Source organism: Halapricum sp. CBA1109, assembly GCF_009741825.1.
In the GTDB taxonomy this organism is placed as follows: Archaea; Halobacteriota; Halobacteria; order Halobacteriales; family Haloarculaceae; genus Halapricum.
In genome coordinates, this window is record NZ_WPCA01000060.1 from 1 (window position 1) to 15,773 (window position 15,773).

Consider the following 15,773-nt stretch of genomic DNA (forward strand, 5'->3'; position numbering starts at 1 on the left):
GACGCGACCGCGTCGGGACTGCTCTCGACGTGGGTTGTGGCAACGGGCGACACGCGACGGTGCGCGCGCCGGCGGCCGACCGCGTGGTCGCGTCGACGCGAGCCGTGCCCTGCTGGTCGAGGCGCGCGACGAGGACACTTGCCGTCCGATTCAGGGCGACGCCGCCCGCCTACCGATTGCCGCCGATAGCGCCGGACTGGCCGTCTACGTCGCCACCCTCCACCACCTCCCAGAGCAGTCGCTGCGTCGGGACAGCCTCGACGAACTGGCGCGGGTGCTCGCGCCGGAGGGGTCCGCGCTGGTCTCGGCGTGGAGCACGGCTCACGACCGCTTCGAGGCGGACGCCGACGACGAAACCGGATTCGACACCACCATCGACTGGACGCTCCCCGGCGGGGAGGTGGTCCCGCGGTTCTACCACATCTACGCGCCCGCCGAGTTCGAACGTGACCTCGCCGCGAGCGCTCTCGACGTCGTCGACTGGCGCGTCTCTAGCGGGAACTGCTACGCCGAAGTCACGCCCACGCTCTGACCGGGACAGCGGTCATATCGGTGGGGTCCCAACCGACGGTATGGTCGAGTCTACCATCGCCGAAGTCGAGGGGCGCCTACTGGCACGGATCGAGAGCGAATCGATGGTGTTCGAAGTTTCGGCGGACGCCCTCAGTGCGACGGACGTGACGCTGCACTTCCTTCGGGACGGCGACCGAGTCGGGAGTATCTACAACGACCACGGGACCGAGAAGACGATGGCACACCTCGATACGCCCGGCGAGACGGACTTCGTCGGTGTCGAAGTACCCAAATCCTTCGTCGAGGAACTACTCGGGTTTGCCGAAGAGACCGGACGCATCGCCGACGACAGCGGCAGTATCGAGGGGTATCGAATCCGGATGCTCGACTAAGGGCCGCCGCTCAGCGCTTGCCGAGCGCCGTCTCGAACGCGGCTTGGGCCCGCTCGTAGGCGTCGTTTCGGTCGACTATCGGGTGGTAGTACTCCGGGGCGAGTTTCTCACGGCCCTCCCGGGAGAGCGTCGGCCAGTCGACTATCTTCGACGCCGGAACGTCACGCAGTTCCGGGACGTAGGCTTTGACGTAGGTGGCGTCGTCGTCGTACTTGCTCATCTGGCTCACGGGGTCGAAGATGCGCACGTCGACGGAGTCGGTCCCCGTCGAGGCCGTCCACTGCCAACTGGCGTAGTTCGAGGCGGGGTCGTGGTCGACCAGTTGCTTCGTGAAGTACCGGGCTCCCTTCCGCCAGTCGATCAGGAGGTGTTTGCTGAGGAAACTCGCCACTATCTGGCGCGTCCGATTGTGCATATACCCCTCCTCGTTCAGTTGGCGCATCCCGGCGTCGACGAATGGATAGCCCGTCTCGCCGCGCTTCCACGCCTCGAAGTGGGCCTCGTCCTCGCGCCACTGGATGGGGTTGGGGAACTCCTTGTAGTTCTCGGTAAGCAGACGCGGGTTGTGGTACAGCAGGTGGTAACTCTGCTCGCGCCAGGAGAGCTCGTAGCGGTACTTCCCTATCTCGCGGGTCGCCGACCCGGCGGCCTCGTAGCGGTCGGTCGCGTCGCCGTACACCTCCCGTATCCCGATCATCCCGGCCGCGAGGTACGGTGACAGCCGGGAGACGCTGTTGGTCGGGCGCTCGACTGCCGCGGTCATGTCGTCCCGCGTCGAACTGTAGTGCTCGATGCCGTCGTCGAGAAACGACTCCCAGCGGTCGCGGGCGGCCCGATAGCCCGCTTCGGGGAGGTCGATGTCGGGGTCCGGGACCGGGACTGTCGTCTCGTCCTCGAAGGCGGCGAGGTGGTCCGGGTCGCCCAGCGCCGGCGGTTTGGGTATCTCCTGCCAGTCGTCGTGGAACTGGCTGTGGTTGGGGTAGCGACTTTCGAGGCGGTCGGGGTCGACGAGGACGAGGTCGACCCGGGAGTGTGTGGGCACGTCGAGGGCGTCCTCGACGCGGCGCTGGCGGTTCCGCCGTTTCGGGCGGTAGTGTTCGTCGTAGTACAGCGCGTCGGCGTCGAACTCGTCGACGACTTCGGGGAGGATTTCCTCGGGGGACCCCGCGCGGACGAGGAGGTCAGAGCCGCGCTCGCGGTAGCGTCGTTTCAGCCGGCGGACGCCGCGCAGGAAGAACGCACGCTGGCGCGTGCCGATTGCCTTCAGCATCGACTCGTCGTAGACGTAGACGGGGACTGCCGGGCCGTCGCTCCCGGCGGCGTAGAGCCCGCGGTTGTCCGGGATCCGCAGGTCCCGCTGGTGCCAGTAGACGTTCACGGCCGCGTTTGGCGCGCGACCGACATAGTCGCCGTGCCAAGCGCAGTTGAGGGTCCGGGTCCAAACACCAGTATGGACAGGAACGCGATTCGGGAGGCGTGGGACGACCTGGCGGCGCCGTACGCCGAGATGCGCGACCCGGACGGCGAGGACGCGGCACTGATCGACGAGTTGCTGGATCAGTTGCCGGCGCACCCGCGAGTGCTCGACGTGGGCTGTGGCGACGGGATGCGGACGCTCGCACGGCTGGACGAGGCGGACGCGGTCGGCGTCGATATCTCGCGGCGCCAGCTACAGCTCGCGCGGTCGAACGTGCCGTGGGCCCGGCTGTTACAGGGCGATATGACGGCGCTCCCGCTGGCAGCGGACGACGTCGACGCGGTGACGGCCTACCACGCGGTGTTTCACGTCCCGCGTGCGGACCACCGCGCGGTGTACGAAGAGTTCGCGCGTGTGCTGCGCCCCGGCGGGTACGTCCTCTCGACGCTGGGCGGCGGGCGCTACGAGCAGGTCCGGTCGAACTGGCTGGGGACCGGTCGGTCGATGCTGTTCTCGACGCCCGGCAAGCGAGCGACGCTGTCGCTGCTGAGAGACGCTGGGTTCGAGATAGTGTGGGATCGGGTCGTCGACGACCCCCTCGGGAGTTCGACGTCGTTCGTGCTGGCGCGACTGTCGGCGTGAACTCAGCCGAGCGCTCTGATTGCGGCCGCGAGGACGCCGCGGGGGACGACGCGGGCTGGGACGCCCGCGAGACGTTCCACGCCGGGCGTTGGCGTCACCTCGGGCCCGACCTGACCGACCGTGGCGTGCCGGACGCGCAGTTCTATCGGCGGCGTGCGGTCCGGCAGCGCGCGGCCGTCGAGGACACCCGTGGGTACCGCTGTCACGAGCGAGTCCGCGTGTCGGAGGGCCGACAGCGACGGCGCGTTGACCACGACCGTCTCCCCCTCCGTCCAGACGGTGAAGGTGTCCTCGCCGCGTTCGAGCGTGAGGTCGGCCTCGACCTGTATCTGCCCCGTCACTCCTCTTCGGAGGTCGTGATGTGGACTGTCCCGTCGACGCGCCAGCGAGCGTGTTCGGCGTCCTCGCCCGTCTTGCTCGGCACGTCGACCGCCATATCCTCGAACTCGTACGTTATCGTCGCCCCGCGACCGGTGAGGCGTTCGTAGAGTCCGATGGCCAGGTCGGGCCACGTCGTCGTTTCGTCGACCGATGCATCGTCAGGCAGTGACTGTTCTTCGGCTCCCATACCTGTCATTGGAGCCGAACGCTGAAATACGCGTTGCCAAGTCATACCATACGACGAATGGAAACGCCCTTAATCGGCGCCAGTCAACGGTTGGGCAAGCGCCGACAGCGAGGCGGTCTCTCGGCGCGGACGATGCGGACGTGCGCCGGTGGCGAGCAGTTTCGGAGAAACTGTGATCCTCGGTGCGAACAACGCGGACGTGCGCCGGTGGTGAGCAAATCCGGAGGATTTGCGAACCTCGGCGCGCGAGTGAACGAAGTGAACGAGCGCGCCGGTGTTGAGACGGACGAAGTCCGTCGATGCACGGCGTGAGTGAACGCAGTGAACGAGCGCCGGTGGTCTAGTGGTAGGACCTGAGCCTTCCAAGCTCATGGCCCGGGTTCAAATCCCGGCCGGCGCATAGTGGGGCCGAACGAAGTGAGGCCCCGGACACCGAACGGGGAGCGGAGCGACCCGTGGGTTTTCTGCGACGAGCGAAACCACCAGATGGGATGCCCGCCGACGGACCGCAATCGGATATGAAAAGGCCCGATAGACCGTGGTAGCTGTCAACACTGAAATCACCCATACCCCTTTATCAATCAGGCACACGTATGAAGCGGACAGACAGGTCGCGCGGTGCGCGGTGGCGCTATCAGGTTGGTTCGACAATGTCAGGGGACTCAGAGACGGTGGCGGTCGTGGACGAGGACGGACGGCTATCGGACGTGGCGGCGGGCCTCGAATCGGGCGGTATCGGTGCCGTCGAGCGGGTATCGGGGGTGGACGCGGTCACGGCGGACGCGGACTGTGTCGTCGTCCTCGACGCGCCGGCGACGGCGGGGGCAGCGGCAGTGGACGGCGTCGCGAGATGGAGCGGATACGCGACCGGCTGTCGGTTCCGGTGGTCGTCTACACGACACGGGACGGGATCGATCCGGTCGTCCGAGCGCTTGCGGCGGGGGCCGCGGACGTGATCAGGATGCCGGCGCGCCACGACACGGCCATCGCCGCGCGGGTCCGTCGGGCGGCGGGGACCGGCGGGGAGTTCCAACCCGCGGCCACACAGATCCGGTCGCTGTTGCGCAACTACCCGCACACGCTGTATCTCAAAGACGAGTACGGGCGCTTCGCGAACGTGACGACGCACGCCGCCGGTAACTACGGACTGACCCGCGAGCAGATGATCGGACTGACGGACTACGAACTGTTCGGCCGGGAACTAGCGGACGAACTGTACGCCGAGGAGCGGGCCATTGTCGAAACGGGGGAACCGATCATCCGGAAGGTCGAGTCGTACGTCGACGAGGCAGGGGCGAGGCGGTGGGCGATGACGACGAAGGTCCCGCGACACGACGCCGACGGCCGGATCGTCGGTATCGTCGGCGGGACGCGCGACGTGACAGCGGCCAAGCGACAGGAGGAGATGATGGCGGCGCTCCACCACGCCAGCCGCGACCTCTCGGAAGCGACGACGCGGGACGACATCGCCGGCGTCGCGGTCGAGATAGCCAACGAGGTTTCGCTGTTCACCGGCGTCGAACTGTCGCTCTGTGGGAGCGGTGACGACGAGATGATCACGGTAGCCTCGGGGGCGGGCGACCCCGTGGCGAGCCAAGCCGAGGCCGTCGAACGGGCGATAGACACCGGACGGACGCAGTACGTCGACACCGACGGCGTCGTCACCGACGACCAGTCGACGGTCGTCACGTCGGCGTTCGTCGGTCGCCCCTTCGACGAGGAAGTCGGTATCGTCGTTCCCCTCGGCGAGCACGGGGCCATCTGTCTCGGTATCGACGACGGCGTCTTCGATCAGTTCACCAATCGGCTGTCGGAGGTGCTGGCCGCGAACGTCACGGCGGCGCTGGACCGGTCCGAGCGCGAACGGGAGCTAGCCCGAAAAAATCGTCAACTGGAGGAGTTCTCGACCATCGGGGCCCACGAACTCCGCAACCGGTTGCAGATAGTGCTGGCCGCTATCGTCCGCGAACGGGCCGACCGGGACTCCGGGCGACTCGCCGGGGCCGAATCGACCCTAGAGCGGATGGACCGCCTGCTCACGCAACTGCTTCGGTTGGCCCGGACCGGGGAGATACCGCGGACGACCGAGGCCGTCGACCTCAGGGAGTGCGTCGAGCGAGCGTGGGAGGGAGTGGTCGACACCGGCACCGTGACCCTGCGACCGCCGCCGTCGACGGTCGTCGAAGCCAACCCGGACGCGCTGACGGAACTGTTCGATTTCCTGATCCGGAACGCGGTCGAACACGCCGGTGGCGGGGTAACTCTCGAAGTCGGACTGTTGCCCGACGGGTTCTACGTCGCGGACGACGGCGTGGGCATCCCCGCGGACCTGCAGTCGGAACTGTTCGACGTTCGGTACGCCGACGCGTCGACGAGACGGGATACGGGCTGTACATCGTCGGAGCAGTCGTCGACGCCCACGGCTGGGACATCACCGCTGCCGACAGCGACACCGGCGGCGCGCGCTTCGAGATAACGGGCGTCACCACACCCTGACGGAGCGTTTTTGAGGGCGGCCCTCCCAGACCCGCGTATGACCGCGATTGGATTCCTGAGCGTCGCACCGGTGATGGAGGGCAGTATGTCCGGCGAGGTGGCGAAGGCCGTCGCCGCAATCGACGAGTACGGCGTCGAGTACCAGACGACGCCGATGGGGACCATCATCGAGGCCGAGGAGGTCGGCGACGTCTTCGGCGCCGCACAGGCCGCACACGAGGCCGTCGACGGCGACCGCGTCGAGACGTTCCTCAAGATAGACCACAAGCGGACCGTCACCCAGTCCGCGGACGACAAGGTCGACGCCGTCGAGGACCACCTCGGACACGAGGCCCGCAGCGACCGATAGGCCGTCCGCGACGGCGCGGCCGTGACAGTTGAACATCTCTGAAGTAAAATTTCGTCGTCCTCTCTCAGGGCTAATAAAAAGGCCAAACACTCGGGCTAGTGGGCTCCCCCTGCCGGCATTTATCATTAATTGCGATGATCGAAATACCGGCGATAGAGGGGGTATCGTATCCGGCGACGACCGTCGAGATAGCGGCCGAGTGTGGCGACAGCGAGGTTTCGCTCCCGGACGGGACCGAACGGGTCGGTGACGTCTACGAACGCGTCGGCGTCACGACGTGTGCGGACGCCGAGGAGGCACGTGACGTGTTCGCGATGGCGGTCGGTGAGGCGGCCATCGGCCGGAAGGGGTACAGCGACCGCGAACCCCCCGTCCCCGGGGCCGAACGGGAACCGCTGTCGCTGTAGAGCGCAACGCTTTTGTTTTGTTTCTGCCGAGAGAGTGCTGGTGACAACGACGCGAGTGGTCTCGTGGCGATGGGGAACGACCGTAACCGACGCATCGGGGACTACCTCGCCGGAACGGTCGTCGGGCGGCGACAGTCCCGCGAGCGCGCGTCGGCCGAGGATTGATCAGAACATCCCCTTGCCGAGCAGTTCGCGGGCGATGATGTTCTTCTGAATCTCGGAGGTCCCTTCGTATATCTGGGTGATCTTGGCGTCGCGGTAGAACCGCTCTACCGGGAAGTCGTTGACGTAGCCGGCGCCGCCGTGAATCTGGACGGCCTCGTCGGCCACCTCGACGGCGACCCGCGAGGCGTACTCCTTGGCCATTGAGGCGAGCATCGTCAACTGGTCGTCCTCGTTGTCGACGCTCCAGGCGGACTTATAGGTCAACTGCCGGGCGGCCTCGGTCTGGGTGTACATCTCCGCTAGCTTGTGTTGGATGGCTTGGAACTCGCTGATCGACTGCCCGAACTGCTCGCGCTCTTTGGCGTACTCCAGGGCCGCCTCGGCGGCCCCCTTCGCGATGCCGACGCCCTGTGCCGCGACGGCGGTCCGCGTCTCGTCGAAAAACTGCATCAACTGGAGGAAGCCGCCGCCGCGCGTGCCGATCAGGTTCTCCTCGGGGACGCGGACGTCGTCAAAGCGGAGTTCGGCCGTGTCGGAGGCCCGGATACCGAGTTTTCCGGTGATCTTGTCGGCCTCGAAGCCGTCACGGTCGGATTCGACGACGATCTGACTGAAGCCGTTGTACCGCCCTTCGGCGTCGGGGTCGGTCTGGCAGAGGACGACGAAGTAGTCGCCGACCGAACCGTTGGTGATCCACATCTTCGAGCCGTTGATCACCCACTCGTCGCCCTCCTTTCGGGCCGACGTGGACACCGAGGAGACGTCGCTACCCACGTCCGGTTCGCTGATCGCCGCGCCCATGATCGCGTCGCCCTCGGCGACGGGCGTCAGGAACCGCTCTTTCTGCTCGTCAGTCCCGAACCCGATGATAGCGTCCGACCCGAACGAGCAGGAGACGATGGACAGCGCGATGCCCGGATCGACCGCGAACAGTTCCTCGCTGATGATCGCCACGTCCAGTGTGGAGTAGCCCGCACCGCCGTACTCTAGGGGGATGTTCGCGCCCGTCATCCCCATCTCGGCGGCCTTGTCGACGATCTCGTAGGGGTACTTCTCGGCCGTGTCGAACTCCGTGGCGACCGGTTCGATCTCGTTCTCGGCGAAGCGCTGTACCTCCTCTCGAAGCTGTTTCTGGTGGTCGGCCAGTCCGAAGTCCATGCGTAATAATCTCACGCAGTAACGTATAGTGGTTTCCAATCTATAATGAACTTTAGATATGTTTTCGGCCGCAGGCGGTCCGATGGCGGCGAACGCCGCCGATCTGTCCGCCCGGCCCACTGCCCGGAACAGCACAGCACTACAGACAACTATAAACGACGGGGTAGTTCTTCCCCGAGAGAAACCTTCTTTCGTGTGCCAGCAGTGAACCCGAATGGAGAATCATGGACATCGACGACATCGACACGATCACAGTTCTCGGTGCGGGGAACATGGGCCACGGGATCGCGGAAATCGCGGCCATCGCGGGCTACGAGGTGGTCCTGCGGGACATCAAAGAGGAGTTCGTCCAAGACGGCTACGAGAACATCGAGTGGAGTCTGGACAAACTGGCCGAGAAAGACCAGTTGACCGACGAGGAGGCCCAGTCGGCCAAAGACCGGATCACGCCGCTTGTCGACATCGAGGAGGCCGTCGCCGATGCCGACGTGGTCATCGAGGCCGTCCCGGAGGTCATGGACATCAAGAAAGAGGTCTACAGCGACATCGACGAGTACGCGCCCGAGGAGGCCATCTTCGCGACCAACACGTCCAGTCTCTCGATTACGGAACTCTCGGAGGTCACCGACCGGCCCGAGCAGTTCTGCGGGATGCACTTTTTCAATCCCCCGGTCCGGATGCAACTGGTCGAGGTCATCTCCGGGAAACACACCAGCGACGAGACGATGGACGCCATCGAAGCGCTGGCGGACGATATGGACAAATCGCCGGTTCGAGTCCGCAAGGACTCGCCGGGGTTCATCGTCAACCGCGTGCTGGTCCCCCTGATGAACGAGGCCTGCTGGGCCGTCCACGAGGGCGACGCCGACATCGCAACCGTCGACAGCACCACGAAGTACGGCGTCGGCCTCCCGATGGGCGCGTTCGAACTCGCCGATCAGGTCGGTAACGACGTCTCCTATCACGTGCTGGACTACGTCAACAGCGTCCTCGGACGGGCCTACGAACCGTGTCCGCTGTTGGAGGAGAAAGTCGAGGCCGACGAACTCGGCAAGAAAAGCGGCAAGGGCTGGTACGACTACGAGGACGGCGAGGGCGTCGAGATTCCGACCGATCAGATCGACGACGACCTCGAACAGCGCCTGTTCGCGGTGATGGCCAACGAGGTGGCCAAACTGGTCGGCGGCGACGTGGCGCCCGTCGAGGACGTCGACGAGGCGATGATGCTCGGCGCGGGCTACCCCGAAGGGCCGGGGAAGATGGCCGATTCGGCCGGCGTCGAATCGCTGGTCGAGACGCTCGAATCGCTCTACGAGGAGAAAGACCACCCGCGCTACCAAGTCTCCGAGACGCTCCGAGAGACCGCCGAAGCCGGCGGGTTTTACGCGAGCGACGACGGCGGGGAGAGCGAGCGCAGTTACGAACAGATCGAAACCGAGGTCGACGGCGCCGTCGGACACATCGCCATCGACCGCCCCCACCGGATGAACACCATCACGGTGGACATGCTCGAGGAGATAGAACACGCCGTCGAGACGTTCGAAGACGACGAGGACGTGCGCGCGCTGCTCGTGACCGGCGCGGGCGACCGGGCGTTCTCGGCCGGGTTCGACGCCGCCTCGGCCGCGCCGGGCAGCGGCCTCGACGCCGCGGAGATGTCCCGCTACGGCCAGCAGGTCTTCGGCGCGTTCGAGGAGGCCCCGATGCCGGTGCTGGCGGCCATCGACGGCTACTGCCTCGGCGGCGGGATGGAGATGGCCACCGCTGCGGATATGCGCATCGCCAGCGAGGGCTCGAACTTCGGCCAGCCGGAACACAACCTCGGCCTGCTCCCCGGATGGGGCGGCACCCAGCGGCTCAGCGCCATCGTCGGCGAGGGCCGGGCGAAAGAGATCATCTTCACCGCGAAAAACGACTACGACCCCGAGACGATGGCCGACTACGGCTTCGTCAACGAGGTCCTTCCGGGCGACGAGTTCGAGGACCGCGCGTGGGAACTGGCGCGGGACCTCGCCGCGGGGCCGCCCATCGCCCAGAAGTTCACCAAGCGCGCGATGCTCGCGGGCCGGGACGACACCGACGCCGGCCTCGAAGTCGAGGCCTCTGCCTTTGGCCACCTGTTCAACACCGAGGACGTCTGGGAGGGACTCGCCGGCCTTCCAGCAGGACCGCGACCCCGAGTTCGAGGGTAAGTAAGGCGTCTCTCGCGGTCGGTCTCTATTCTCTCCGTTCGGGCGTAACCGTGAACGCGCCTTCCAGCGTGTAGTCGGTGCCGAACATATCCGAACTCCCGAGGTCGATGGACACGTCGAGCGTTATCTCCTCGCCCAGCGTCGTCCGCGGGACGGCGGCCAGTCCCAGCGGGACCGTCTCGTTCGCCAAGTCGTCGAAGTCAGCGAGTTCGATAACGGTCCCCGGTTTCCCCCGGACGGTCGTCATCGTGATTTCGGGCGGCGGCGAACTGTCGCCGTGTGGCGGGACGACGACGGCGATTCGCGGGTCCGGGCCGTCCTCGACGGGCATCGCGACCCTGACCCGGATGGACTCGACCAGCCACGCCTCGGGGTGGGAAAAGGAGGTGTCGATGTCGACGCGGTCGCCCGCCTGCGTCGCCCGCGCCCCGAAGGAACCGCGCTCGTCGCCGTCGACGCTGAACAGTAACGCCTTGTCGTGAGGGGTCTGCTCGTACAGTTGTGGGTTCGTGAGCGTCTCGTGCCTGCCCGTCGCGGCGCCCATCCCGACGCCGCCGAGAACGCTCGTGGCCGTCAGACCGGCGAGGAACTGCCGTCTACGCATCCGCGTCACCCCGCTGGGTGTGGTCTTTCATAAGCCCGTCCTCGCCGGGCGACAACTAAAGCCCGGGGGACGGTCAAACGACGCTTTGACCCACGGCCGGGACAAGAGTTAGGCCCTCGGCGGTCCCCGTTACGGTATGACACGCCGGACACCACTGGCCGACAGCCACGGGGCGGCGGGCGCGAGGACCACCGAGTTCGGTGGCTGGGAGATGCCCGTCGAGTTCGACTCGATCAGGACCGAACACGAGGCGGTCCGGGCGGGGGTCGGGAAGTTCGACGTCTCACATATGGGCCAGATAGACGTTACAGGCCCCAACGCCCTCGACCTGATCAATCGGCTCACGACCAACGACGTCGGGGACCTCGAGCCCGGCGAGGCCCACTACAGCACGATCACCGACGAAGACGGCGTCGTCCTCGACGACACGGTGGTCTACGCGCTCGACGACGGCGCGTACCGCTTCGTCCCGAACGCGGGCCACGACGCGGAGATGGCAGAGCGCTGCCGGTGGCTGGCCGACAAACGAGACTACGAGGTGACGGTCACGAACGCCACTGAGGAGACTGGGATGATCGCCGTCCAGGGCCCCGAGGCGACCGACCACTTCGAGACGCTGACCGACCGGTCCTTCGAGATGGGCCGCTTCGAGATCGAGCCCGCGACGATAGCGGGCGTCGACTGCCGGGTCGCGTCGACGGGCTACACCGGCGAGCGGGGGTTCGAGATTCTCTGTCCCGCCGCCGAGGTCGGGACCGTCTGGAACGCGCTGGACTGTCAGCCCTGTGGCCTCGGGGCGCGTGACACGCTCCGATTGGAGATGGGCTTTGTCCTCTCCGGGCAGGAGTTCGACCCCGAATCGCGCCCGCGGACGCCGTACGACCTCGGCCTCGACTGGGTCGTCGACCTCGACACGACGTTCGTCGGGCGGGACGCACTGGAGGCCGAAGCCGAGAACGGGCCGGACCGCCACCTCACGGGCCTCCGGTTGATCGACCGCGGGGTCGCCCGCCACGGCCATCCGGTCACCACGCCCGACGGCGAGGAGATCGGGAGCGTCACAAGCGGGACGATGAGTCCGACGCTGGGCGAGGCTATCGCCTTGGTCGACGTGGCGGCGGGGAGCGTCGCGGACGGCGACGTGGTCCGTGTGGTGGTCCGTGACGAACCGAAGAAGGCACGTATCAGGACGCCCCCGTTTCTGGACAGATGAGCGACGACATCCCCGCCGACCGGCGCTACCGCGAGACCCACGAGTGGGCCCGCCCCGAGGACGGGACGGTCCGCATCGGCATCAGCGAGTTCGCACAGGCGGAACTGGGCGACGTGGTCTTCGTCGAACTCCCCGAAGTCGGCGACGCCCTCTCCGTCGACGAGAGCTTCGGCGTCGTCGAGTCGATAAAGGCCGTCTCGGACCTGTACGCTCCCGTCTCGGGCGAGGTGACGGCCGTCAACGACGCGCTGTTCGACCGCCCGGAACTGCTCAACGAGTCGCCGTTCGAGGAGGGGTGGCTCCTCGCCGTCGACCCCGCGGACGAGGCCGAACTGGACGCCCTGCTGGACGCTGAGGACTACGCCGATCAGATTGCCTGAGACGCGGCGTCGCGGTGGCGCGTCTCAGCCCATCGTGAGCAACTCGAAGCCGTCGTCGGCCAGTTGTGCGACTTCCGGCGCGTGTTCGTCACTGCCGCTGAGGAGGTCGACCTCCGAGCGCTCGCAAGCCTCGGCGACTTCGAAGGCGTTGGCACAGAACCCGCAGGCGCCCATCAGGAGGTCCCGGCGTTTGATCTGTGTCCACTCGTGGTTGAACGGCCGGTCCGGGTTCTCGTAGAACTCCGCCGGCCACTTCGTCGCCTCGCCGTCGAGATACAGTCGCGTCTCGTAGCCCGCGTCGTCGAGTTCGAGAACGTAGCCGAAGCCGTTGGCGGCCGTCGCCGTGTCGTCCGGCCCGGCGTTGAGCAACACCGCGTACTTCTGCTCGGTCTCCGTCTCGCGGTGCTGTGTCTCCGCTTTACCGCCGAAAACCGTCTCGATTACACCCATAAACGACTGCAGTGACCACTGGGACGTAACGTCTCCTCGGTCGTGTGTCCCGGATACACGGCCACGGCACTGTGGCATCGAATGTAAAAATTAATCACGAACGCGTGAGTAGAACGATCATCGACCTCACAGTCGGGGTACTGTGGGGGGTCGCACACGGGGTATCCTGTGCGACAGTGTCCAGTGGCATCGCTGTTCCGTCCCGTGTTTTCGCCGTCGGACCGTGGGCAAGAAATAAGTGAACGAGTTGTAAATTCACGACCGTTATGACGGGGGACAAGTCATGGGGTAGTCGACGCTCGTTCGTAGAGATGCTCGGTCTGACGGGGGCCGTCGGATTCGCCGGTGTGACCGCGGCGACACCGGGCCGACAGCCGGGACCGAAGGAGAACGAACTGCTCGTCGGGATGGCCGACGACGCCGATACGGCGTCGGTACAGGCCAGCGTCGAGCAGGCGATGCCGCCGAACGCGGCAGTCAAACACCGCAACGAGACGCTGGGATACATGGCGGTCGAGTTGCCGGAGGAGGCAAGCGACCGGGCGCGGACCGCCACTGCGCAGGCGATGGAGAACCGGCCCGGCGTCGAGTACGTCGAGCGCAACGTCACGTACACGATTCAGGTCGCGCCGAACGACCCGCGGTTCGGCGAGCAGTACGCGCCACAGCAGGTCAACGCGCCCGAGGCGTGGGACACGACGTTCGGGAGTTCGGACGTGACCGTGGCCGTCCTCGACACCGGCGCGCAGTACGACCATCCCGACCTACAGGGGAACTTCGCGAGCGACGAGGGACGGGACTTCGTCGACGACGACGGCGACCCGTTCCCGGACGGGGGGTCGAGCCACGGTACCCACGTCGCCGGGTGTGCGGCCGCGGACACGGACAACGGCCGCGGCACGGCGGGGGTCAGCGACTCGCGGCTGATCAACGGCCGGTGTCTCGGCGGGAGCGGCGGCGGGTCGCTGTCGGACATCGCAGACGCCATCGAGTGGGCCGCCCGGAACGGGGCCGACATCATCAACATGAGTCTCGGTGGCGGCGGCTACACGGAGACGATGAAAAACGCTGTCCAGTACGCCTACGACCAGCAGGACACGCTCGTCGTCGCGGCCGCGGGCAACGACTCCCGGGGGTCGGTCTCCTATCCCTCGGCCTACGAGGAAGTCGTCTCGGTGTCGGCCATCGACCCGAACGAGGACCTCGCGCGCTTCTCGAACTACGGCGACGGCGTCGAGGTGGCCGCGCCCGGCGTGAACGTCCTCGCGCCGTACCCCACCGACGACTACCGACAGCTCTCGGGAACGTCGATGGCCTGCCCCGTCGCCGCCGGCGTCGCGGCGCTGGGCCTCGCCGTCGACCCTGACCTCTCGGCCAGCCAACTCCGCCAGCGCCTCAAAGACACCGCCGTCGACGTCGGTCTGTCCGCGGCCGAACAGGGCGCGGGCCGCGTCGACGCGGCCGCTATCGTCGCGGCCGGTGACGACGGTGGCGACGGTGGGGACGGAGGCGATGGCGGCGACGATGGCGGTGACGGCGGCGACGGTGGCGACGGTGGCGACGGTGGCGACGGCGGGGACGAGCAACCGCTCAGCGGCTACCGACTCACCAACGCCAACAGCGGCCTCGCGCTGGATGTCGAGGGGAACGCGACCGAGAACGGTGCTGCGCTGGTCCAGACCCAGTGGGCCGAGGAGTCCGCACAGGATTGGGCCATCGAACGCCAAAGCGACGGCACCTATCGTATCGTCAACAACAACAGCGGACTGGTCGCCGACGTGGCCGACGCTTCGACCAGTCGCGGTGCACGGGTCATCCAGTGGGACGCCCACGGCGGCGACAACCAGCGCTGGGAGTTCTACAGCCTCTGGGGCGGGGAGTACGCCATCCGCAACGTCAACAGCGGGCTGTACCTCACCGTCGACGGGGCCTCCGGCAGCGCCGGGGAGGATATGATCCAGTGGCCGTGGTACGGCGGCGACGCCCAGCGGTGGGAACTGACGGACCTCTAGATCCGAACGTTTCATAGTGTTTATTGTAGCTGTGTACGGTGGGACCGCCCGAATGCGGGCAGTCGGTCCCGAAATGACCTACAATAAACACTATCAGGCCCGTGGCCGTCCTACCGGCCACTATGGCCGACATAGTCGAGAAGACCGACCGTTACGAGCGACTACTAGCCGAAGCGCTGGCGGAAGCGACCGTCGCGGTGCCCGCCGAGACGCCGTTGGGCGACGCCGCCGCGGAGTTTATCGAGATGGCCGACTCCTACCTCGAGGACGGTCGTCACTTCCGGGAGGAGGAGGACCTCGTCAACGCCTTGGCGGCGTTCTCCTACGGGCACGCGTGGCTCGACGCGGGGGCCCGCGCCGGCCTGTTCGACGTCCCCACGGACGGACACCTTTTTACCGTCTGAACCAGGTTACCGAGAGGAAACCTCGATACCGTACCGAGTGTGTTATATGCTCTCGTCCGATAGCATATAAAGGTAAGGAAAAGATTTATATACTTTTCGCACTAACTGTAGGTCAAGGACGCGGTCCTTACCCTCCACACCATTATGAGCGAGACAGAGACACGATACACGACCCGGACGGAGCGCGAACAGACAGAGACAGACCGAGAGCGGACCGACGTCGAACAGCACGAGAAACCGAAAGCGAGAGCGAGCGCTGCCCGGAGTGTCGCGGTGCGCTCGTCACAGACGCCGAGCACGGCGAGACGGTCTGTGAGAACTGTGGCCTCGTCGTCGAGGAGGACGGTATCGACCACGGGCCGGAGTGGCGCGCGTTCGATGCCGCCGAGAAAGACAGAAGTCCCGCGTCGG

The 15,773-nt window shown here is 66.4% G+C and carries 17 protein-coding genes, 1 tRNA gene and 2 pseudogenes; 14 read left to right on the plus strand and 6 right to left on the minus strand.

Translation table 11 applies throughout. From position 1 onward, the window contains the following. Positions 1-532: pseudogene (locus tag GJ629_RS08250) on the plus strand (class I SAM-dependent methyltransferase); the annotation flags it as partial. Between the two features lie 40 nt (positions 533-572). Further along, positions 573-905 carry a hypothetical protein gene (locus GJ629_RS08255; RefSeq protein ID WP_157512559.1) on the plus strand — a complete coding sequence of 111 codons (333 nt, stop codon included), beginning with the start codon at positions 573-575 and terminating at the stop codon, positions 903-905. Positions 906-915: 10 nt separating this feature from the next. On the opposite strand, the gene GJ629_RS08260 is transcribed toward GJ629_RS08255, so the two are convergent. Continuing rightward, positions 916-2,283 (minus strand): deoxyribodipyrimidine photo-lyase, encoded by a 1,368-nt coding sequence (locus GJ629_RS08260; protein WP_370515833.1) that lies wholly within the window; start codon positions 2,281-2,283, stop codon positions 916-918. Positions 2,284-2,355: 72 nt separating this feature from the next. Here GJ629_RS08260 and GJ629_RS08265 point away from each other — a divergent pair, with 72 nt between their 5' ends. Then, positions 2,356-2,964 carry a class I SAM-dependent methyltransferase gene (locus GJ629_RS08265; RefSeq protein WP_157512560.1) on the plus strand — a complete coding sequence of 203 codons (609 nt, stop codon included), beginning with the start codon at positions 2,356-2,358 and terminating at the stop codon, positions 2,962-2,964. A gap of 2 nt (positions 2,965-2,966) precedes the next feature. Here the strand turns inward: GJ629_RS08265 and GJ629_RS08270 are convergent, their stop codons facing one another. Further along, entirely contained in the window at positions 2,967-3,305 is a 339-nt protein-coding gene (locus GJ629_RS08270; RefSeq protein ID WP_157512561.1) for a hypothetical protein, read from the minus strand. Beyond that, positions 3,302-3,532: a hypothetical protein gene (locus GJ629_RS08275; RefSeq protein WP_157512562.1), complete on the minus strand. Its 231-nt coding sequence runs from the start codon at positions 3,530-3,532 to the stop codon at positions 3,302-3,304. The genes GJ629_RS08270 and GJ629_RS08275 overlap by 4 nt, the downstream gene beginning before the upstream one ends. Before the next feature lie 329 nt (positions 3,533-3,861). Between GJ629_RS08275 and GJ629_RS08280 the strand changes: the two genes are divergently transcribed. The 5 genes from GJ629_RS08280 to GJ629_RS08300 all read left to right on the plus strand — a co-directional run bounded on the left by GJ629_RS08280 (position 3,862) and on the right by GJ629_RS08300 (position 6,784). Next, a tRNA-Gly gene (locus GJ629_RS08280) sits at positions 3,862-3,932 on the plus strand. 250 nt (positions 3,933-4,182) lie between these two features. Then, entirely contained in the window at positions 4,183-4,488 is a 306-nt protein-coding gene (locus GJ629_RS08285; RefSeq protein ID WP_157512563.1) for a hypothetical protein, read from the plus strand. Next, complete coding sequence (locus GJ629_RS08290; RefSeq protein ID WP_157512564.1) at positions 4,383-6,008, plus strand: PAS domain-containing sensor histidine kinase; 1,626 nt, start codon at positions 4,383-4,385, stop codon at positions 6,006-6,008. The genes GJ629_RS08285 and GJ629_RS08290 overlap by 106 nt, the downstream gene beginning before the upstream one ends. Before the next feature lie 57 nt (positions 6,009-6,065). Beyond that, positions 6,066-6,377, plus strand: a complete 312-nt coding sequence (locus GJ629_RS08295) for an MTH1187 family thiamine-binding protein (protein WP_157512565.1) — start codon at positions 6,066-6,068, stop codon at positions 6,375-6,377. Positions 6,378-6,511: 134 nt separating this feature from the next. Beyond that, positions 6,512-6,784 carry a DUF2795 domain-containing protein gene (locus tag GJ629_RS08300; protein ID WP_157512566.1) on the plus strand — a complete coding sequence of 91 codons (273 nt, stop codon included), beginning with the start codon at positions 6,512-6,514 and terminating at the stop codon, positions 6,782-6,784. Positions 6,785-6,949: 165 nt separating this feature from the next. On the opposite strand, the gene GJ629_RS08305 is transcribed toward GJ629_RS08300, so the two are convergent. Next, positions 6,950-8,107, minus strand: coding sequence for an acyl-CoA dehydrogenase family protein (locus GJ629_RS08305; protein WP_157512567.1), 1,158 nt, complete (start codon positions 8,105-8,107; stop codon positions 6,950-6,952). 224 nt (positions 8,108-8,331) lie between these two features. Here GJ629_RS08305 and GJ629_RS08310 point away from each other — a divergent pair. Continuing rightward, positions 8,332-10,303, plus strand: a pseudogene (locus GJ629_RS08310) (3-hydroxyacyl-CoA dehydrogenase NAD-binding domain-containing protein). Between the two features lie 21 nt (positions 10,304-10,324). Here GJ629_RS08310 and GJ629_RS08315 read toward each other — a convergent pair. Next, entirely contained in the window at positions 10,325-10,903 is a 579-nt protein-coding gene (locus tag GJ629_RS08315; RefSeq protein ID WP_157512568.1) for a hypothetical protein, read from the minus strand. A 136-nt stretch (positions 10,904-11,039) separates the two neighbouring features. Between GJ629_RS08315 and gcvT the strand changes: the two genes are divergently transcribed. Then, a complete protein-coding gene (gene gcvT, locus GJ629_RS08320) occupies positions 11,040-12,116 on the plus strand; it encodes a glycine cleavage system aminomethyltransferase GcvT (RefSeq protein ID WP_157512569.1) in 1,077 nt (358 codons plus the stop codon). Continuing rightward, positions 12,113-12,496, plus strand: coding sequence for a glycine cleavage system protein GcvH (gene gcvH, locus GJ629_RS08325; protein ID WP_157512570.1), 384 nt, complete (start codon positions 12,113-12,115; stop codon positions 12,494-12,496). Before gcvT ends, gcvH begins: the two co-directional genes overlap by 4 nt. Before the next feature lie 24 nt (positions 12,497-12,520). Here the strand turns inward: gcvH and GJ629_RS08330 are convergent, their stop codons facing one another. Beyond that, the gene (locus GJ629_RS08330; RefSeq protein WP_197428507.1) at positions 12,521-12,946 is read right to left on the minus strand and encodes a DsrE family protein; all 426 of its coding nucleotides are present in this window, start codon (positions 12,944-12,946) and stop codon (positions 12,521-12,523) included. Positions 12,947-13,212: 266 nt separating this feature from the next. Between GJ629_RS08330 and GJ629_RS08335 the strand changes: the two genes are divergently transcribed. The 3 genes from GJ629_RS08335 to GJ629_RS08345 form a co-directional block, all read left to right on the plus strand. Further along, positions 13,213-14,958, plus strand: coding sequence for a S8 family serine peptidase (locus GJ629_RS08335; protein WP_157512572.1), 1,746 nt, complete (start codon positions 13,213-13,215; stop codon positions 14,956-14,958). A gap of 122 nt (positions 14,959-15,080) precedes the next feature. After that, positions 15,081-15,362 (plus strand): DUF357 domain-containing protein, encoded by a 282-nt coding sequence (locus GJ629_RS08340; RefSeq protein ID WP_157512573.1) that lies wholly within the window; start codon positions 15,081-15,083, stop codon positions 15,360-15,362. A gap of 164 nt (positions 15,363-15,526) precedes the next feature. Then, positions 15,527-15,773, plus strand: a 247-nt coding sequence (locus GJ629_RS08345; protein ID WP_370515834.1) for a TFIIB-type zinc ribbon-containing protein, incomplete at its 3' end; no start/stop codon positions are given.